Genomic DNA, 19,685 nt, shown 5'->3' on the forward strand with positions numbered 1-19,685 from the left:
GTGAAGGAGGAAGGGTGCCAACGGCCAGCGTTCGTTATCAGGTTTGAATATCTGCTCACTTAGATATATTATGGCAGTGCCCAATGACGGCTCGTGAGCGTGCACAGCGTACTGCTGGTCGAGGACGACATCGCCTTCGCCCGCTTTCTCATCGGGTCGTTCCGGGACGTTGACCCGAAGATCGACGTCTTTCATGTCAACAACGGTTATGCTGCTCTGTCGGTGATCAACAGCGGCTATCGTCCCGACCTGATCCTGTGCGAGGATCATATGCCTCGAATGAGCTGTGGCGAGCTGATGAGTAATGTGAGGACCAGCCCCTTGTACCAATCAGTCCCCTTCGTCATGCTTACCTCGTCGTTCACCGACGACTTACCTCCTGTCCCTGGTCGGATGCCCATCGACATGAAGGTCCCTCGCCCCAGCAACTACCGGGAGGCTTTGGCCCTGGTGAGCCAGGTCCTGGCTCCGCCCCCCCAGGAGGACCACAACGCCAAGGAAGAGCAGACGGTCGCCCCAGCGTGGTGATGGCTCTAGTGACTATAGGCGGAGAAGGAGGTAGGCGATGATGGCGATGTGGAGCACCGCGAACGCGTAGACTAGATAGAACTTCAGCTTCCTGGTCTTGTGATGGAAGAGCTTCATCGCCCCCACCGCCCCGAAGGGGGCTATCAGGGCGATGAGAAGCAGGGTGCTCTCCGGTATCCTCCTCAGCCTCCTGATCGCCGCCCTCTTGTCCAGGTAGTACACGACGAACGAGGCCAGGTTCATCATGAGATAAATCCCCAGGAGCACCGCAGTGGTTGATACCATATCGATCGCCCCCTCCGCTCAGGCTCCCAGGTATCCCCTGAGGGTGTTGTTCAGCTCCTGCACCGAGCCGTCGCTGACGATCAACGGGGGCACCATCCGGACAACCCGCCCACCGCACACGTTGACCAGAATGCCGGCGTTCAGGGCATATTCCTGGAACTTCCTGGCTTCCTCGCCCATGTCCAGCCCGATCATCAGTCCCTGACCGCGAACCTCGGCAACCTTGCTTCCGTGGACAGCGATGGTCCTCAGTTCCTGGGCCCATTTCGCGCCCAGCTCAGCGGAGCGCTCGACCAGCCGGTCGCGCTTCATGACCTCGATGACCGTCCTGGCGGTGGCGCAGGAGAGAGGGTTTCCGCCGAAGGTGGTGCCGTGGGTGCCCGGCTTGAAGGTGGCGGCGATTTCCCTGGTGCTCACGCAGGCCCCGATGGGGACGCCGCTGCCGAGAGCCTTGGCCAGGGTCATGATGTCCGGCACTACGCCATAATGCTGGAATCCGAACCACTTGCCGGTGCGTCCCATGCCCGTCTGGACCTCATCCATGATAAGCAGCGCACCCCGCTCGTCGCACAGATCCCTGGCGGTGCGCACGAACTCCTCGCCCGCCGGGATGATCCCTCCCTCCCCCTGGATGGGCTCGAAAATCACCGCTGCGGTGTCCCTGGTAATCGCAACCTTAAGCTGCTCGACGCTCCCATAATCGATGAAATCGAAGGCCTTGGACAGCAGGGGCTCGAACCCCGAATGGTATTTGGGCTGGCCCGTGGCCGATAGGGTCACCGAGGTCCGGCCGTGGAATGAGTTCCTGGTGGACAACACCCGGCTCCGGCCGGTGGCCTTCACCGCCAGCTTGAGGGCGGCCTCGTTGGCCTCGGCCCCGCTGTTGCAGAACATGGTCGCCCCCAGAGGGGACGGCAGGATGCTCGCCAGCGCCTCAGCGGCCAAGGCCTGCTCCTTAACCAGGTATAGGTTGGAGACGTGAATAAGGCGGGTGGCTTGCTCGCATATCGTCCTGACGACGTCAGGGTGAGAGTATCCGAGAGAGTTGACCGCGATCCCGGCCACCAGGTCAATGTACCTCCGCCCCGATAGGTCGTAGAGGTATTCCCTCTCCCCATGGTCGAAGCATAGATCTTGGCGTCCGTAGTTTTGAAACAGGAACTGGTGGTCCAGCTCCTTCACCTTTTCTTTGTTCATTGTTCATCCCACCGTGATCTTGGTGCCGGTCTCCTCTTCCCTGATCAGCTTCCTGACCAGGGCGTGGGGATCCTTGCCGTTGAGCATGTATACGATCTTCACCCCGTTCTCGAGGGCGGTCCGGCAGGCGTCCACCTTGGGGATCATGCCCCCGGTGATGGTGCCTTCGGCGATCAGCATATCTATCTCCCGGAGGGTGATCGAACGGATGACCGACTCCTCCTTCAGTATGCCTGGCACATCGGTGACCAGCACCATTTCCCGAGCCCCTGCGGCCCGGGCCACGTGAGCGGCCACTGTGTCGGCGTTGACGTTGAACTCGTTACCTTCGAGGTCGGCGCAGATGGGGTAGATCACCGGGACAGTATCTGCCGCTATGAGCTCCTCGAGCCGGGCAGGGTCTACGCTGGAAACGTCTCCAACGCGGTCCAGGTCTACCATGATCGAGCCGCCCAATCCATCGGGAACCTTGGTCGGAGGCATCTTGGAGGCGATGACCGAGGCTTCGCAGCCGGACATACCGGCAGCCTTGACCCCCGCCCGGGAGAGCGTCCGGACGATCTCCTGATTGATGCGCGCCAACACGTCGGCGGCCACCTTCAGGGCGGCAGCATCGGTCACCCGAAGGCCACCGATCTTCTGAACCTTGAGCCCCCGCTTCTCCATCTCCTGCGATATCTCGGGTCCGCCTCCGTGGACGATAATCGGGGCGAAGCGGGAGCCGATGAGGGAAGCGATGTCCTCTCCGAACCGATAGAGGTCCCCCTCACCGCTGAGCGCATTGCCTCCGAACTTGACCAGTACGCGCCGCCTGGAGCCTTGATGATCGCTCATCGCCATCCCTAGGTAGTGTACTCGGCGTTGATCTTCACGTACTCATAAGTGAGGTCGCAACCCCACGCTTCGGCCTGGCCGTTGCCGACCCCGAGCTCCAGGTGCATGGTGATGTTATGGTCGGAGAGCAGCTTCCGGGCCTTGACCTCGACCTCGGAACAAGGCTTCACCTGAGGTACTCCACCCTCGAACAGGACGACCTCGTCGCCCTTGCTTCCGATGGTCAGCCGCAGCTTGTCGATATCGAACTCGCTGCCCGAATTGCCCAGCGCGGCGAGCACACGGCCGAAGTTGGGGTCCGCTCCGAAGATCGCGGTCTTCACCAGCGAGGAGGAGATGATCCACCGGCCGGTGGTACGGGCCTCGCGGTCGTTCTTGGCTCCGGTGACCTTAAGCTCAATTAGCTTGGTGGCACCCTCACCATCCAGCACGACCTGCTTGGCGAGGGACTGCAGCACGTACAGCACTCCGCTCCAGAACTCGGGGTTGTCATCGACCGGCTTGCCTCCCGCGGCACCGTTGGCCATGAACACCGAGATATCGTTAGTGCTCTGGTCACCGTCGACGTTGATCATGTTAAAGCTCTTGTTAATGCATTCCTGCCACTTCCACTCCGGGGCCTTGATCAGCACCGCATCGGAGGTGATGAAGCTGAGGGTGGTGGCGTGCTTGGTCTTCATGGACGGAGAGATCATGCCCGAGCCTTTGGCCATCCCAGCGATGGTGACCACGGTGCCATCCTTGAGGGTGATCTGGCAGGCAGCCTCCTTGATCGTCTTGTCCGTGGTCAGGATGGCCATGTTGGCGCGGTGGTCAAACTCCCGGCCGGAGCCGAGCTGCTTGGCGATGCTCTCAATCCCCGGGATCATGCGGTCCATGGGCAGGAAGCGCCCGATGACACCAGTGGACGCCACCCCTACGTGCAGTGGGTCGAGGCCCAGCGCCTTGGCCGCGGCCTCGGACATGCTGATGGCATCCCTCATCCCCTGGGGTCCGGTGATGGCATTGGCGTTGCCGCTGTTCACCACGAACGCCTGCAGCCTGTCGCTGTGGCGCTGGATCATGAGCTCTACCGGAGCGGCGCGCATCTTGTTCTGCGTATAGGCACAGGTGGCGATGGCCGGCCTGTCAGAGTATATCATCGCCAGGTCCAGCCTTTCCTTCTTGATACCGCAGTGTATGCCTGTCGCCTTGAAGCCCTTGGGGGTGGTGACCCCGCCATCGATGGTGTTCATCTCTTACACTCCTAGTCCGGGGAAATCGAGACCGACGGTCTCGTCCATTTTGAACATGATGTTGGCGTTCTGCACAGCCTGGCCGGCCGCTCCCTTCACCAGGTTATCCAGTGCTCCCATGACCACGACCGTATCGGCGTCCGCCGTCTCCACCCCGACCTCGGCGAAGTTCGAACCCACCGTGGAGGGTATCGACGGCACCGCCACCCGGCGGACGAACCGCCGACCGGCGTAGTACGAATCGTAGATCGCCTGCAATTCGTTCTTGCTCTTATCCTTTTTCAAAACAACGTAGCTCGTGGTGAGCATGCCGCGCACTATGGGCAGCAGGTGGGGGGTGAAGACTACGCCGTTACCAGTGCCCGATACAGCATCAAGAGCCATCTTTATCTCGGGAGTGTGACGATGCCCGACGATCTTATAGGGGGTGATCGACGAGCCGCAGGCAGGATGGTGGGTCGCCTTGCTCGGCTCTGCGCCCGCTCCCGAGGTCCCGCTCTTGGCATCGATGATCACCCGGTCCTCGACCAGCCCCGCGGCCAACAGGGGCGCGAGGGAGAGGACCGCACAGGTGGGGTAGCACCCCGGGTTGGCCACGAGGTCGGCACGGGCAATGTCTTCGCGGTACAGCTCCGTCATGCCATACACTGCCTTGGCCAAGCCGTCGAGGTCCTTGTGGGGATGCCCGTACCACTTCTCGTAAACAGCGGGGTCTCCCAGGCGGTAGTCCCCACTGAGGTCGATGACCTTGATACCCCTGGAAAGCAAGCTAGGAGCGATGCCCATGGACGCGCCGTGAGGGGTGGCCAGGAACGCCAAGTCCACGTCGGCGTCGGCATCCAGTTGAGCCTCGAAAGTCAAATCGGTGAACCCATTCAAGGAGGGCAATATCTTGGCCACTGGGGTTCCCGCGTTCTGCCTGGAAGTCATAGCCACCAAATTCATCTCAGGATGGCGGCACAGAATGCGTGCCAGTTCGCTTCCGGTATAGCCGGACCCTCCAACGATAGCTGCTTTGATCATCCCAGGGTTCCTCGTTCCACGTTTTAGGGCCGTTGATAAAAAGGTGCGCATATTAAGGATGATGACCCAAATGCGACAATCGAGTCCTCACCTGTAACAGAAGGGACTATCTGGCCACTAGCTTTTCCTGCATGTCCCGAGAGAGACTACAGGGGGGCTGTTTGTCGGAGTTCGTTCATCAATCCTATATAATCAGGGCCTGGTGGACAGCCCGATAGTAATGGTATCCAGCAAGAAGAAGGACGTCGTCCCCAAACCTGGCAGGAAGAAGGTCGTGCTCGCATACTCCGGCGGCCTGGACACATCGGTGGCCATCCGCTGGCTCCAAGATAACTATGACCTTGATGTGGTGGCCGTCTCCATCGACGTGGGACAGCCGGGGGATATGGAGAAGAACATCGGCAGGGCTAAGACCATCGGTGCGGTCGCCGCCTACGCCGTCGACGCCCGTGAAGAGTTCGCCGAGGGCTATGTCTGGCCTTCCCTCAAGGCCAACGCCCTGTATCAGGGCATCTATCCGCTCTCCACCGCCATCGCCAGGCCGCTCATTGCCAAGATCCTGGTCGACGTCGCCCAAAAGGAAGGGGCGGACTACATCGCCCACGGCTGCACCGCCAAGGGGAACGACCAGGTGCGCTTCGATGTCAGCATCGGAGCGCTGGCACCGAAGATCGGCATCATCGCCCCCATGCGGGAGTGGGTCATGACCCGCGAGGAGGAGATCGACTATGCCAAGAAGAATGACATCCCCATACCGGTGAAGAAGGCCTGCCCGTACTCCACCGACGAGAACCTGTGGGGCCGCAGCTGTGAGTGCGGGATCATCGAGGACGCGTCGAAGGAGCCGCCTGAGGATTCCCACGAGTGGACGGTATCCCCGCTCAAGGCCCCGGACAAGCCAGTATATGTGGACATCGCCTTTGAGAAGGGCATACCGGTCTCCGTCGACGGCCGCAAGCTCCCGCCGGTCGAGCTCATCATGAAGCTCAACCAGATGGCCGGGGAGAACGGCGTCGGCCGCATCGATCATGTCGAGGACCGTCTGGTTGGCATCAAGTCCAGGGAGACCTATGAGTGCCCGGCGGCCATCACCCTCATCAAGGCCCACCAGGCCCTGGAGGGCATGGTGCTTACCAGGGACGTCCTCGCTTACAAGAAGGGAGTGGAGCAGCGCTTCTCCGAGCTGGCCTACGATGGCCTGTGGTTCTCTCCGCTGAGGGAGGCACTGGACGCCTTCGTGGAGAGCACCCAGAAGTATGTCACCGGCATGGTCACGGTAAAGCTCTACAAGGGAAACGTGGATGTCGTCGGGCGGGAGTCCCCCTTCTCGCTGTACAACGAGGGCCTGGCAACCTATGCCAAGGGCGACGAGTTCGATCACACCTCGGCTAAGGGATTCATCTACGTTTGGGGCCTGCCCCTGAAGACGGTGGCCTCGGCGCATAAGGCCAAGATGAAGGTAGTCGAGCAGGCGCCTCCCATCAAGGCGGCCAAGAAGGTCCAGCGCAAGAAGGCCACCTGAGCCCAAACCCTTTCCACCCATTCCTTTTTCTAACGGGGGACGGTTCCAGGTTCGACGATGATGACTTACGAGGAGGAGCTATTATGAGCGGGGAAAGGAAGACGCTGTGGTCCGGGCGGTTCAGCGAGGGGGCGGCGGAGAGCACGCTGCTATTCACCACCTCCCTTGCCGTCGACCAGCGGTTGGCAAGGTACGATATATTGGGTTCCTTGGCCCACGCCCGGATGTTGACCCGCCAGGGCATTATATCCGCCCAGGACGGCGAGGCCATCCAGGGCGGGCTGCATTCAATCATGGCGCAGGTCGAAGAGGGGACCCTGCCGGTGCAGGAGAGCTTGGAGGATATTCACTCCAATATCGAGTTCCTGCTCACGGATATGGTCGGGGACGCCGGGGCCCGGCTGCATACCGCCCGGAGCCGAAACGACCAGGTGGTCACAGACCTTCGTATGTTCATGCGTGACGCCACCCTCGATACGTTGGAGGCCATCAGCGCGCTGCAGAAGGCCCTCATGGAGCGGGCCAGCGATAGCCTGGAGATCATCCTCCCCGGTTTCACTCACATCCAGCATGCCCAGCCGGTGACGGTCGGGCACTGGCTGATGGCCCACTTCTTCCGCCTGCAGCGGGACGCCGAACGGCTCGTGGACTCCTATAAACGGCTGAACGTCTGTCCCCTCGGCTCTGCCGCCCTGGCCGGCACCACCTACAAGATCGACCGCCTGAGCACCGCCAGCCTTCTGGGCTTCGACGCTCCCTGCCCCAACTCCATCGACGGGGTGTCGGACCGCGACTTTGTGGCCGAGTACCTCTTCGCTGCTACCCTCACCGCCGTACACCTCTCCTCGCTGTGCGAGGAGCTGGTGTACTGGTCGTCCTCCGAGTTTGGATTCCTGGAGATGGCCGATTCGTATTCGACCGGCAGCAGCATCATGCCCCAGAAGAAGAACCCCGACGTTGCAGAGCTGATCCGGGGGCGGACTGGGGCCTCGGTCGGGGATCTGGTCAACATCCTGACGACGATGAAGGGGTTGCCGACCGCTTACAACCGAGACCTCCAAGAGGACAAACCGGCGGTCTTCGCCGCCTATGATCGCCTGATCCCCTGCCTGAGAATGGCCGCGGCGATGGTAGCGACCATGCGCTTGAACGAAGAGAGAATGCTCAACGCGTGCAAGGACGGTTACATCAACGCCACCGATCTTGCTGACTACCTGGTCATGAAGGGTCTTCCTTTCCGCCGGGCCCACGAGGTTGTGGGGGCCATCGTGCGCTACGCCATCGACAACAGGAAACGCCTGGAGGACCTCAACGTGTACGAACTCAAGGGCTTCTGCGGCATCATAGACCGCGACGTGTTCTCCGTTCTGCCGGTGGATAGGTGCGTAGCCCGTAGGACCTCGATCGGGGGCACATCGCCGGAGGTCACCCCCATGCAGCTAAGCCAGGCGATGTCCGTCCTGCACCGTCAGAGTGAGTTCGTGGACCGGGAGAGGACGAGAGTTGAGCGGGCCTTCGCCACCCTGATGAGTTGAGGATCCGGACTTCCGGGGCGCCCCCGCCTTGCAGACCTATGCCGAGCGCCGAGCCTCGCTCCGAGGAAACAATGGAGCACCCCGCTCGGAGCCCGTCTCAGTACTGATCCTTGGGCCCGAGGGCGTTCCACTGCAGAGTATGCTTGACCCCGGCCTTGGTGAGCATCTTGCTGACCTTCTCGCTCAGCCTGACGACCTCGCTACCCGCCACATTGGACTTGATGTAGAACTGATGGCTTCCCAGAGGGAAGACCAAACGCATCCGTCCCTTGCGGTTGTAGCCCTCCGGTTTCTCGTTCTTTCGCAACGCCTGCTGGTTTAGGAAGATGAACATCTGCAGGACGTCGTCATCGTCAGGCATCTGGTCGGTCTCCTCCAGAAAGGTGGTGAGTATCTCGGGAAAAGGTTCCGCAAGCTCACTGTATTGGAAGTCATCGTTGAAGATGAAATGCCCGCTGGTCGCCTTCATCGAACATTTTGAAAGGGGGGTGGGTATATATATTTTACCGCTCTAGGGCCGGTCTGATGATCGAGCGTCGGTGTGACCCTGAAGCACTAGTATATATCGGGCAAGAGGGTTTCCAGGGCATGCTCGTCGCGCTGACCATCGCTGGCTCCGATTCGGTGGGAGGGGCGGGTATCGAGGCCGACGTCAAGTCCATGGCCGCTCAGGGGATACACGCCGCCGTGGCTGTGACCGCCATCACTGCCCAGAACACCACCCGGGTGGCAGGCATTTTTCCTCTCCCGGCAACAGAGGTGGTGGCCCAGATCGACGCTGTGCTCGAGGACGTCCACGTCTCCGCAGCCAAGACCGGGATGCTGTACTCCGCCGGGATAGCCACCGCTATCGCCGACCGGCTGTCCGGAGAGAATATTCCATTGGTGATCGACCCCGTCCTGGTGGCGGGTGTCGGTGATGCTCTGAACCGCGATGATCTCATCGAGGCGCTGAGGGAACACGTTATACCACTGGCGACTATCGTCACACCCAATGTGCCCGAAGCTGAGGCACTGGTTGGCTATAAGATCGAGGACGACGCCACGGTCCGTAGGGCCTGCCGAGATCTCGCCGGGATGGGGGCGGAAGCGGTGTTGCTGAAGGGCGGGCACATGAAGACCGCGGAGTGCACCGATACCTTGTTCCACGACGGGAAGTTCCTGCTCCTATCCGGTCCCCGGGTGGACGTTCGAGGGCACGGCGGCGGGTGCATCCTCTCATCGTACCTCGCGGCCAACCTGGCCAAAGGATCAAGTGTCTGGGAGAGCGCCCTGGCATCCAGGGCGGCCATCGGCGATGCCATTATCGCTCGCCACGTCATCGGCAGAGGTGTGCCGATAGTGGAGCCGTTAGGAAGACAGCTCCGTGACGCTCAGCGGTTCCAAGCATTGTCGCGACTGCGCTCCGCGGCGGGGGAGGCGGCAATGGCCGGGCCCTCGGGGTGGTTACTTGGAGAAAATCTCAGCATGGCCTTCGCCCTCTCCGGGGCGGAGGGCGCCGAGGACGTCTGCGCGGTAGCGGTCCCGTCAGGGCAAGGGATCGCCTGCCCGTGCCCCTCCTTCGGCACGGCTAGGGGGCTTGGCCTGGCGATCCTGGCCGCCATGAAGGTCGACGGCCGAATGAGAGCTGGGGCAGAGCTCCCGTTCTCTGAGGAACTTGCCAAGGCGGTGAGGAAGACAAAGCTGTCCTCGCGGACGATCAGGGATGGGCATCGGTCATCCCTGGAATCTGGAATGGGGCCGGAAGATGGATTAATGCTGCTTGATTGTGTCCCTGACGTGGTCGTCGACCGGGGCGGACCGGGACGAGGGCCGGCGATACGCCTGTTCGCTTCCTCTCCCGAAGAGCTGCTGGGCAAACTGAGAACGATGACGAGATGAGGACTGGTATGCGCGTCGCGATGTTCACTGACAGTTTCCTCCCCGCTCGGGACGGGGTGGTCAACTCGATCCTCACGACCAAGGCCCAGCTGGAACGACTGGGCCACGACGTCTACATCTTCGCCCCCGAGCCCTGCAACGGCCATCGCGAGGAAGGGGTGTTCTACTTTCGCTTGCTTAGTTACAAGCGCTGCCCCGGTTACAGCTTGTCCCCCTTCCCGACGAACAAGTGCGAGATCCTCAATGACCTGGACGTCGATGTGATCCATACCCACGGCCTCCTATTCATGGGTGTCAGGTCGATGTTTGCCGCGCGAACGATGAAGTTGCCGGTGGTCGTCTCCTTCCACACCATGATCACCGATGCGGCCAAGTACTACGCCCCCATGCCGATCCCCGAGTGGATGACCAATCGGTTGTTCTGGATATATCTCAAGCAGCTCCTGGAACGGGCCGACTCGGTGGTCGCTCCGACCGCCGCGATCAAGTCCGAGCTCCTGTCCTACGCTCCGGCCATGCACCGCGTGGACATCATCCCCACGGGGGTCGATTGCGAGCGCTTCAGACCGGACAACGACGGATCGGTCATTCGCCATCGGTATGGGTTGGACGGCGAACGGGTTCTGCTCCATGTCGGAAGGATAGCCTTCGAGAAGAACCTGGACCTGGTGATCGAGGGCTACTCCCGCCTAGTGAAAAAAGACCCCCAGGTCCGGCTGCTCATCGTGGGCGAGGGGCCGGCCAAGAAGCACTACCAGGAGTGCGTGAGGGAGATGGGGTTGGAGGGCAGGATCATCTTCACCGGATTCATCCCCGACGAGGAGCTGCCCAGCGTTTATGCGGCCTGTGATGCCTCGGTCATCGCCTCGAAGTTCGAGACCCAGGGATTGGTGGGCCTCGAAGCCATGGCCAGCGGCAAGCCGGTGGCCGGGATCAACTACCGGGCGGTGAAGGAGATGATCCACAAAGGGGAGAATGGCTTCCTGTTCGAGGACAATCCCGACTCCTGCTCTGAGGCCATGGGGAGCGCGCTGGACCATGCTGAGGAGATGCGGTGGAGCGCCCGGCGGTACGCCATGGGCTATTCCGTGGAGCTTAGCGTGGAGAAGCTGGTGGAGCTTTATAAGTACTCCATAGAACGGAAGAAAATGGTTTTGGACGGAAAGGTATTCTAACCAGGATGCAATATTTGGCCGAATGACCGATGTGGGATCAGCCTTGTGGGGATTATTCGAACCACTCGGCCTATGGGGGGGCCTGGTTTTCATATTCCTGCTTTTCTACATCGACGCCATCATCTTTCCGACCCTTCCAGAGCTTTTCGTCGTGCTGGTCTTTCTATCCCAAGATGGTGCATCGGGCAACTGGCTGCTGGTTTACGGCAGCATGATGTTGCTGACCATCGTCCTGGCCGAGATCGCCGGTGTGATGACACTCTATCTCATTCTCAAGAAGGCCAAGCTCGGCAACTACCGTGAGAAGGTCTGCAAGGCGGTGGAGAGGTACCGCTGCTTCCTTCTGGTCCAGGATGAGCGGATGATCCTCCTGAACCGCATCGCCCCCATCCTGCCATTCCTGGGCGGCTTCATCGCCCTGTCCAGTTGGAACCTCCGGAGATCGATGATGTACGTGGTGATCGGCGGGGTGCTGAAGTATGGGACCATCCTGATGCTCGGGGGGTTCTTCCTAGCCTATTTCTCCCAAGGCACGGCCCAGACCGCCAGCATAGTAATGATCGTCACTATCCTGGCCGCCAGCTTCGTGGCCTCCTTCATCCGCAAGAGGAAATGTGAAAATGCGAATCGTACAGCTTAACCCGTACCACTACCCGTACATGGGGGGGATCGAGTACCGTCTGCATGAGGTGGCCAAGGGACTTTCGAGGAAACATGAGATGATCATCCTCACCTCCCAGCTCGCCGGCACCGCACCGGAGGAGGAGCGAGATGGATACCGTATCGTCCGCCTGCCCTCGAAATTCTACGGCCATTACAATCCACCGTACGTTGCCACGCCCGGAGTGCTGGAAGCGCTGGACCGACTGGATCCGGACGTGGTCGACTTCCATTATCGGTGGGCTCCCTCGTACACCAAGGCCATCCGCCGCTACCGGGGAAAATGGATCTTCACCTTCCACAACACCTACGGCGAGGGACAGGGACTCGGCCGGGCGGTAAGTCTGGTCAACGATGCGCTGTTCTGTCGCCACATCCGCGACCATCGAGTCATCTGCATCACTGAGTTCATCAAAGGGGACCTCCTCAAGCGCGGCTTCCGGCCGGAGATGCTGGAGGTTATCCCACCGGGGATCGACCTTCAGGGCGGGGAGGGCAGGGAAGGGGACTACATCCTCTTCGTCGGCCGACTGGTGGGCACCAAGGGACTCCCATACCTGATAAGGGCGATGAGCGGGGTCGAGGGGAGACTGATCATCGTGGGCGACGGGCCGGAGAAAGAGAAACTGGAGCGACTGGCCCGTTCCCTCGGCGTCACCGACAGGGTCGAGTTCACGGGATGGGTCAGCACCGAGCGCAAGCTCGAGCTGCTCTCGAACTGCCGGCTGTTCGTCATGCCCTCGCTGTTCGAGTCCTACGGTATGGCAGTGGCTGAGGCGATGACCTGGGGGAAGCCAGTGGTGGCGTCCAGGGTCGGCGGCCTGCCCGAGGTGGTAGGGGGCGGCGGCATCCTCGTCCCGCCCAAGGACGGCCCGGCACTCGCTTCCGCTCTCAATGGCATGCTTCATGACGAGACCAAGCGCCGCTCCTGTGCCGCGGCGGCCAAGAAACACATCACCCGATATTCCTGGCCCAACATCTTCGAGGAACTCGAGGAGACCTATCGCAAGGTAGCCGAGGAGTGATCGCTCCGATGTGCCCTCGGCCACCCTGTCAGCGATTTCCACTGCGGTAGGCGGCCTCGCCCCGCCAGGCCGTTGTCGTTACCGTTCGGAGAAGGAGAAAGAAAAGGGGTTTCATCCGATGGAGACCACGGTCACGGTGAAGGTCAGGTCCTTGCCGAGGATCTGGTTGTTCTTATCGATGACCGCGGTCCCGGCGGACTCGTCCACACCCGTTACATACAGCGTGGTGGAGCTATCGATGCCCTTCACCGTCATCGCGCTGGAGGCGTCGAGATGGTGGTGGATGATGATATTGGTGCCCGTCGAATCGTATTCCGCCGTGATGTTCCACCCATAGCTGGGATCGGTCGACGAGTCGAAGGCCTTGTAGGTCGTACCATTCACCGGCTGGTTTTGAAGCACCACGTTCGAGCTGTCAACCATCGTCGTCCACACCGTCCATCCGTAATTCGGGTCGGTGTAGAGCGTGAACTTGGTCGGGCTCTCCCCGAAGTATGCCTTGAACTCCGTCACGCTCATGGTCTTCTGGACAGGTATGGTCTCGGTGAGGTTCATGGTCGTGATCTTAGATGTGTTGGCATCGCCATAAGCCTCATCGGGGGTGATGACAAAGGTCTTGGTCTCCCCGGCCTTCATCCCCATCACGCCATTTTCGAACCCTTCGATCATGGAGTCCTTGCCCACGGTGAAGCTGAGGGTGGTGTAAGTGCTCGAGTTGCCCCGGAAGCTGAAGCACAGCGCCTTGGGGTAAGTAGCGTTGTCGGTGGCCACCGAGTAAAGGGAGGTGTCAAAGACCTGTCCGTTCGGCAGCTTGCCGATGTAGTTGACCTTCACGAGGTCGCCGGACTGGACCGTCCTGTCGCTGCCCATCAGTTCGTACGCCCCGACCGAACCGCCCACCACGAGCAGGACTAGGACGACGACCACCAGCGAGCTTTTGTATCGAAGCCAACCGGGTTTAGAGGATTTTGAGGCCATTGGAACCGCTCCATGAACCTGGAGAGGTCATTTAAGCGTTGTGGGCTAATTACACACTTCTGGCTCGATGAACTGGTGGATGATGGCGACCAGAGAACAGTAAAATAATGGACAGGTATTACGACAGACCGATGAAGACCCTCTACATTCACTCTGACTACCTGGAGTATGCCGTGAAGAAGCGGACCCCCGTGGCAGATCAGATCACCGATCAGGAGAAGCAGGGCCGCTGGGAAGAGGTCCTGATCGATTTCATCAGCGTGGAGAAGCAGGACGAGGAGGACCTCGAGGGCATCGCTCAGAGGGCTGCCGCCGACGTCCTGGAGGTGGCCAAGAAGGTGGGGGCGGAAAGAATCGTGCTGTATCCCTACGCCCACCTCTCATCATCGCTGTCATCGCCTGATGCGGGCAAGAAGATGCTCCGGACCATGGAATCCTTGCTGCAGAATGAGGGGGTGGAGGTCCATCGCGCGCCCTTCGGATGGTACAAGGCGTTCAAGATGAGCTGCAAGGGACACCCGCTCTCCGAGCTCTCGCGGGAGATCCGGGTCACGGCGAAGAAGCAGGTCGAGGTCGAGGACTTCGACCCCGCCGTACTCCTGAAGCAGGTCTCCAAGTCCAAGCTGAGCAAGGGAGATCTCAAGGAGAACGACCACCGCATCATCGGGCAGAGGCTGGACCTCTTCTCGTTCTACGACGTCGCGCCGGGCATGGTATTCTGGCACCCTAAGGGCCAAGCGATCAGGAACGCGCTTATCGACCTCTCCCGGGAGGAGCACCGTAAGGCCGGTTACCAGGAGATACGAACGCCGCAAGTCATGAGCGATATCCTATGGAAGGTGTCCGGCCATTGGGGGCACTACAAGGACAACATCTTCCTGACCAACTACGACGACCGGCAGTTCGCGGTAAAGCCAATGAACTGCCCCGGCGGCATTCTGGTGTTCAAGAGCAGGGAGAGGAGCTACCGCGAACTACCACTGAGGATGCTGGAGTTCGGCGACGTCCACCGCGTCGAGCTCTCCGGCGTGCTGTCTGGCCTGTTCCGGGTCATTCAGTTCACCCAGGACGATGCGCACATCTATTGCACCGAAGAGTCCCTGGAACCAGAGATCGTAGGAGTGATGGCTCTGGTGGACCGATTCTACAAGCTCTTTGGCTTCCAGTACCGCATGGAGCTCTCGACCAAGCCGGAGAACGCCATGGGCGACCCCGTTCTGTGGGAGCGAGCAGAAGCGGCGCTGCGTAAGGCGCTCGAGGACAGGGGGGTGAAGTACGAGGTCAACGAGGGCGACGGTGCCTTCTACGGCCCTAAGATCGACTTCAAGATCAAGGACTCCCTGGGTCGGGAGTGGCAGACCGCCACCATCCAGCTCGACTTCCAGATGCCAGAGCGGTTCCAGCTAGAGTATGCCGGGGACGACGGCAAGGGCCACCGTCCGATCATGCTACACCGTACCGTGTACGGCTCGCTGGAGAGGTTCATGGGCATCCTGCTGGAGCACCTCAATGGCAACCTCCCGGTGTGGCTGGCTCCGGTGCAGCTTCGCATCATCTCGTTCAAGGACAACAACAAGCAGGCGGCCGAGGCCATCAGCAAGAAGTTCTTCGATCTCGGCTACCGCGTGGAGCTGGACCAGAGCTATGGCACTGTGGAGGGCAAGATCCGCGACGCCGAGCTGCAGAAGATCCCCTACATCATTGTCATAGGGGACAAGGAGGAGCAGAGCGGCACCCTGGCCATAAGGCGCCACGGGACCAAGGCCCCGAAGTACGGGGTGAAGTTCGACGACTTTGTGAAGCAGCTGAGAGATGAGTCGGACCCCCACCACCAGGCATGAGCGTTCTTCGGTTTGGGACCGAAGGACACTAAACGCCTTCCTTTATCCATTTCTCCCGGGGGCCTCCATCTCGATGAGGAGGCACGCAGGGTCTTCCTCACTTTTGAGCCTAGCGCCGGCCAGCTCGAACCGCCGGCGGTGGGACCTCTCCTTCTCCTGATCTAGGACCTGCCCCTTGACATCAGCGGTTATGGTCACGGTCGGCCAGTCACCGCCGGTCAGCCCTAGGACGATCTCTCTGACCTCCAGCCCTACGTACTCCTCCAGGAGCCCGCACAGCGCGTCGACGAACCGTCTCTCGTCGATGCGGACCGCAAGATCCGCGTCCCCCTCCTTGCTCACGCTGAAAGTCATCCCATCGTAGATGGGAAGGTGGGCGATTCTCTTCGCCAGCGCTGCCAGGTAGGCGTCGTCGTCACCCACGGCATCGAGGATTTCCTCCTCGGGAGGCGGGGGCGAGGCGAGGGTGCCGATGGTGAGATCAACCAGGACGTCCAGCTGGGCTGTCGTCATCTCGATATCGAACTCCAGCCCCTTCACCGCGTTGGTGAAATCGCCCAGCAGCCTCGAGGTGCGCCTAAGGACCGACGCATCCATGAGTTCCTCCAGCTTAGTGCCTCGAAATAGGTGTTCGATGGATTGTATCGTCTGTATCGCCTTGAGGATGACCTGTAGTTGGACCTTCTGGCCCTGCAGGAACTCCTCTACGAAGTGATGGAACTTCGCCAGGAGCTCGTCGATCTTGTCGGACTCGAGGCATTCCCTGCACCGACGGGCCTCCTCCGACTCCTCCAGCTCCTCGAGATAGTAGGAGAGGTAATACAAGCGGCCGGCGAGGACGGAGAACGCCTCGTTCGCCTCCATGAGGATATCCAGTGCGTAGTCGGACGTGAACCTGATGCGGTCCAGATCGTTCGTTTGTATCGACCCGAGCTCGCCAGCCCTCTGCAGCATGCCCTCCAGGATGGCCCTGGCCGTCTCGGTGTCCACTGGCCTACCGTGGCCGGGGCAGCATAGGTCGATCTCCCTGTTCTTCAGCAGCCAGAGGACGTTCCTCACCGAGGTCACCAGGTCGTCCCGGTTCCATCCGACCTGCCCGGCAATGCCGGGGTCAGCGGCGAACAGGAGGTCCCCAGTGAAGAGCATCCTACCGACCAGATAACACACGCTGTCCGGGCTGTGGCCCGGGGTATGGAACACTTCCATGGCGCCTCCGTCGAGCGGCACGATCTGCCGCCTCAGCGTTAGACCTTCGCATGTCGGCATGGCGTCCATCTTCGTTCCCAGGGAGACCTCTCCGGTCAATTCTCCTCCATCCAGCAGGGAGGAGCAGCTTATCTGGAGGGAAGACGGCGGGAAAGCCCAGCCCATCACCTTGGCCTGCGTCAGGTCAGGATCGAGGGATCTCAACGCCTCAGCCCCCGCCTCCTGGACTGCCAGCTTCATCGACCCTTTTCCCTCGCTGTGGTACGCCGACACGATCTGGAAGCAGTGATCAACGTGGCAATGAGTAAGGTAGAAAGTCGCGTCGAGGCCGGCGGCGACCCCCTGCTGCACTATCTCCAGTATGCGAGCCATCTGCTCGGCATCGGCACCCGGGTCGATGACGATAAGCTCGCAGGGGGTTCGCAGGACATAGGAGTTGCAGGACACGATGTCCGGCTTCCTTATGAACGGGTATAGCTCGACACACTCGAAGCCAGGTACAGGCTGCCATTTTACGCTCTCCAAGGCAGTCATCAGCTTCCCAGCGCTTCCTGTTCGCTCGCGAATATGCTGAAGATGCTCGTGAAGCCCGCCAGCTTGAATATCTTGAGGACAGCGGGAGTGAGGCAGCACAGCTTGAGCGAGCCTCCATTCTTACGCAGCTCCTTCAAAGTGGCGAGGAAGACCCTAAGCCCGCCGCTGCTGATGTAATCGGTATCCTTCAGGTCCACCAGTATGTTCTGGTGGCCCTCGCCCATCGCCTTCTTGAGGCAGTCCTCGAGGGTCTTGGCCGAGTACGCGTCTATCCGGCCTATGGTGTCTATGATCCGTATCCCGTTGCTGTCACTTTCCTTTATCTCCATTTCGGTCAACTCGCTGCTTCTTTGCTCATGAAATGTTATTGTTCGCGGTGCCCATCACCATGACAAGCACGTTCGTACCCGCTTCCCTACAGTATCGGACATCGTCGACTAGACTCCTCATCAGATGTATGCCCAGCCCGCCGACGACACGGCCTTCCGGCGCCTCGTTGAGGTTCGGCGGCGGGACGTTAAGAGGGTCGAAAGGCTTCCCATGGTCCCTGAACGTAAGGTAGATCGCCATCCCCTCGACCTCGACGCTGACCTCGACGCTCCCCGGACCGTCGTAGGCATGCTCGGCCACGTTGGTGAACGCCTCCTCGGCGGCTACCAGAAGGTCCGTCATTCTCTCCTCGCTCCGCAGAGCCTCGGAAATTAAAGGGCCAATGAAAGCAAGGACCTCCTCCAGTCGCTCCAGGCTGGCCTCGAAGACCTTGCTTCCGATCAAGCTCATCCATCCACCCCGACCTTCAGCGCCATGAGGGTGATGTCATCATATTGGACAACACCCTTGGAGAACTCCAGAACATCATTCTTGATCCCCTCGACGACGTCTGTAGCCGATGCGGACCCGAGCCTCCTGATGGCAAGCTTCAGCCTGTCCTCGCCATATAGCTCCCCGGATGGTGCGTTGGCCTCGGTGACACCGTCGGTGTAGAACAGCACCAGGTCTCCTTCCTGCAGCTGCAGCTCCCTCTCCTCCGGCACGGCGCCCTCCATCGCACCCAGCGCGATTCCTTCGCCTGCAAGCTCGGTGAAAGCGTCTGACCTTAGAAGCAACGGCGGATTGTGCCCGGCGTTGGAATAGGTCAGCTTCCTGGCCGAACGGTCCAGGACGGCATAGAACAGCGTCACGAACATGCCTGATGACTCGGAGGTCTCGGCGATCAGACGGTTCGCCTCGGCCAGGGCGGCCGACGGCCCCGGTGCCTTCAAGGAGGTTGCCCGCAGGACTGTTCTCGACAGAGCCATGTATATAGCCCCAGGCACGCCCTTGCCGGAGACATCGGCTATGACCAGACCGGACCGCTCGCCACCGAGGTCGATGAAGTCGTAGAAGTCACCGCCCACCTCCTTGGCCGAGAGGTTGAGCGCGTGTACATCGTATCTCTCGACCGACGGCCCGCTCTTGGGCAGGAAGCTCTGCTGTATGTCCCTGGCAACCTCCATTTCGAACTTCTCCTTCTCGATGGCATCGTGCAGCCGGTCGCGCTCTTCCTGCGTTCTCCGCTCCTTCATCAGATTGTTGATTATGTAGGCGAACAAGAGCATGCCCAGAGCATTGACCACTATCATCGGCGGACCTACCCGCTCGACCACATTCACGGCGTAATCGTATGGCGTGACGAGCAGGATGACCAGAGCCATGTGGAACACCTCCTGCATGATGGCGAAGGCCACCGCCACCAATACTCCGGGGAACCTCTTCCCGGCGATGTACCATATAATGCTGCCGAATACCCCGGCGAAGATGGTCGCGAGCGAGCAGGAGAGCGTGGTTTCCCCGCCCACGAACAGCAGGCGGTGTATCCCACCGATCAGGCCAGCACCGATGCCCATCAACGGCCCTCCCACAAGGCCGGCGATCATGGGGCCGAGGTCACGCACGTTGACCTTGACTCCCATGATATCTATGCCCGCGTAGGTGCCGAAGATGGACAGGAGACCGAAGGCCAGCATGAGAATTATCTGGCTCTTCCATGGGATCTTACCTCCGAGGGACTCCGAGAAAATCTTGGTGCGAGTTATGACATAGGCGGCCACTATGATGACGCACATGATCTCGGTCAGCGAGATCAGCAGGTCAGCGGTCACGGCGTCCATGCTAGCCCTCCGCGGTCATCAATAAAAATATATTAATGGGGAGGCCGCGACCGAAGCCTCGAGGAGGACATGGGAA

General features: G+C 60.6%; 19 protein-coding genes. 8 read left to right on the plus strand and 11 right to left on the minus strand.

Annotated features, from left to right (window positions below; all coding sequences use genetic code 11):
* Positions 1-93 precede the first annotated feature (93 nt).
* Complete coding sequence (locus SA339_06205; protein ID MDW5562802.1) at positions 94-528, plus strand: response regulator; 435 nt, start codon at positions 94-96, stop codon at positions 526-528.
* A 12-nt stretch (positions 529-540) separates the two neighbouring features.
* Here SA339_06205 and SA339_06210 read toward each other — a convergent pair whose 3' ends face one another.
* From SA339_06210 to argC, 5 genes are read right to left on the minus strand one after another with little or no spacing between them, the layout of a single operon-like run.
* Positions 541-813: a DUF1294 domain-containing protein gene (locus tag SA339_06210; protein MDW5562803.1), complete on the minus strand. Its 273-nt coding sequence runs from the start codon at positions 811-813 to the stop codon at positions 541-543.
* Positions 814-831: 18 nt separating this feature from the next.
* Positions 832-2,010, minus strand: coding sequence for an aspartate aminotransferase family protein (locus SA339_06215; GenBank protein ID MDW5562804.1), 1,179 nt, complete (start codon positions 2,008-2,010; stop codon positions 832-834).
* A gap of 3 nt (positions 2,011-2,013) precedes the next feature.
* Positions 2,014-2,844 (minus strand): acetylglutamate kinase, encoded by an 831-nt coding sequence (gene argB / locus SA339_06220; GenBank protein ID MDW5562805.1) that lies wholly within the window; start codon positions 2,842-2,844, stop codon positions 2,014-2,016.
* Positions 2,845-2,852: 8 nt separating this feature from the next.
* Complete coding sequence (gene argJ / locus SA339_06225; GenBank protein MDW5562806.1) at positions 2,853-4,079, minus strand: bifunctional ornithine acetyltransferase/N-acetylglutamate synthase; 1,227 nt, start codon at positions 4,077-4,079, stop codon at positions 2,853-2,855.
* A gap of 3 nt (positions 4,080-4,082) precedes the next feature.
* A complete protein-coding gene (gene argC, locus SA339_06230) occupies positions 4,083-5,102 on the minus strand; it encodes an N-acetyl-gamma-glutamyl-phosphate reductase (GenBank protein ID MDW5562807.1) in 1,020 nt (339 codons plus the stop codon).
* A 220-nt stretch (positions 5,103-5,322) separates the two neighbouring features.
* Between argC and SA339_06235 the strand changes: the two genes are divergently transcribed.
* Both SA339_06235 and argH read left to right on the plus strand, forming a co-directional pair.
* A complete protein-coding gene (locus tag SA339_06235) occupies positions 5,323-6,624 on the plus strand; it encodes an argininosuccinate synthase (protein MDW5562808.1) in 1,302 nt (433 codons plus the stop codon).
* 83 nt (positions 6,625-6,707) lie between these two features.
* Positions 6,708-8,159, plus strand: a complete 1,452-nt coding sequence (gene argH, locus SA339_06240; protein ID MDW5562809.1) for an argininosuccinate lyase — start codon at positions 6,708-6,710, stop codon at positions 8,157-8,159.
* 97 nt (positions 8,160-8,256) lie between these two features.
* Here the strand turns inward: argH and SA339_06245 are convergent, their stop codons facing one another.
* Positions 8,257-8,628: a hypothetical protein gene (locus tag SA339_06245; GenBank protein MDW5562810.1), complete on the minus strand. Its 372-nt coding sequence runs from the start codon at positions 8,626-8,628 to the stop codon at positions 8,257-8,259.
* A 119-nt stretch (positions 8,629-8,747) separates the two neighbouring features.
* On the opposite strand from SA339_06245, the gene thiD reads away from it, so the two are divergent.
* From thiD to SA339_06265, 4 genes are read left to right on the plus strand one after another with little or no spacing between them, the layout of a single operon-like run.
* Positions 8,748-10,040 carry a bifunctional hydroxymethylpyrimidine kinase/phosphomethylpyrimidine kinase gene (thiD, locus tag SA339_06250; protein MDW5562811.1) on the plus strand — a complete coding sequence of 431 codons (1,293 nt, stop codon included), beginning with the start codon at positions 8,748-8,750 and terminating at the stop codon, positions 10,038-10,040.
* A gap of 8 nt (positions 10,041-10,048) precedes the next feature.
* Positions 10,049-11,215: a glycosyltransferase gene (locus SA339_06255; protein ID MDW5562812.1), complete on the plus strand. Its 1,167-nt coding sequence runs from the start codon at positions 10,049-10,051 to the stop codon at positions 11,213-11,215.
* Positions 11,216-11,237: 22 nt separating this feature from the next.
* Positions 11,238-11,855, plus strand: coding sequence for a hypothetical protein (locus tag SA339_06260; protein MDW5562813.1), 618 nt, complete (start codon positions 11,238-11,240; stop codon positions 11,853-11,855).
* On the plus strand, positions 11,836-12,900 hold the full coding sequence (locus tag SA339_06265) for a glycosyltransferase family 4 protein (GenBank protein ID MDW5562814.1): 1,065 nt from the start codon (positions 11,836-11,838) through the stop codon (positions 12,898-12,900). Before SA339_06260 ends, SA339_06265 begins: the two co-directional genes overlap by 20 nt.
* A 111-nt stretch (positions 12,901-13,011) precedes the next feature.
* On the opposite strand, the gene SA339_06270 is transcribed toward SA339_06265, so the two are convergent.
* Positions 13,012-13,878 carry an FKBP-type peptidyl-prolyl cis-trans isomerase gene (locus tag SA339_06270; GenBank protein MDW5562815.1) on the minus strand — a complete coding sequence of 289 codons (867 nt, stop codon included), beginning with the start codon at positions 13,876-13,878 and terminating at the stop codon, positions 13,012-13,014.
* 131 nt (positions 13,879-14,009) lie between these two features.
* Here SA339_06270 and thrS point away from each other — a divergent pair, with 131 nt between their 5' ends.
* Complete coding sequence (gene thrS / locus SA339_06275; GenBank protein ID MDW5562816.1) at positions 14,010-15,719, plus strand: threonine--tRNA ligase; 1,710 nt, start codon at positions 14,010-14,012, stop codon at positions 15,717-15,719.
* 42 nt (positions 15,720-15,761) lie between these two features.
* Here the strand turns inward: thrS and SA339_06280 are convergent, their stop codons facing one another.
* The 4 genes from SA339_06280 to SA339_06295 are packed head-to-tail and all read right to left on the minus strand — an operon-like array spanning position 15,762 to position 19,609.
* Entirely contained in the window at positions 15,762-17,459 is a 1,698-nt protein-coding gene (locus SA339_06280; GenBank protein MDW5562817.1) for an MBL fold metallo-hydrolase, read from the minus strand.
* Positions 17,459-17,788 carry an STAS domain-containing protein gene (locus tag SA339_06285; protein MDW5562818.1) on the minus strand — a complete coding sequence of 110 codons (330 nt, stop codon included), beginning with the start codon at positions 17,786-17,788 and terminating at the stop codon, positions 17,459-17,461. The genes SA339_06280 and SA339_06285 overlap by 1 nt, the downstream gene beginning before the upstream one ends.
* A gap of 25 nt (positions 17,789-17,813) precedes the next feature.
* A complete protein-coding gene (locus SA339_06290; GenBank protein MDW5562819.1) occupies positions 17,814-18,239 on the minus strand; it encodes an ATP-binding protein in 426 nt (141 codons plus the stop codon).
* Positions 18,236-19,609 (minus strand): SpoIIE family protein phosphatase, encoded by a 1,374-nt coding sequence (locus SA339_06295; protein MDW5562820.1) that lies wholly within the window; start codon positions 19,607-19,609, stop codon positions 18,236-18,238. The genes SA339_06290 and SA339_06295 overlap by 4 nt, the downstream gene beginning before the upstream one ends.
* Between the last annotated feature and the right edge of the window lie 76 nt (positions 19,610-19,685).

Source organism: Methanomassiliicoccus sp., from assembly GCA_033485155.1.
Classification (GTDB): domain Archaea; phylum Thermoplasmatota; class Thermoplasmata; order Methanomassiliicoccales; family Methanomassiliicoccaceae; genus UBA6.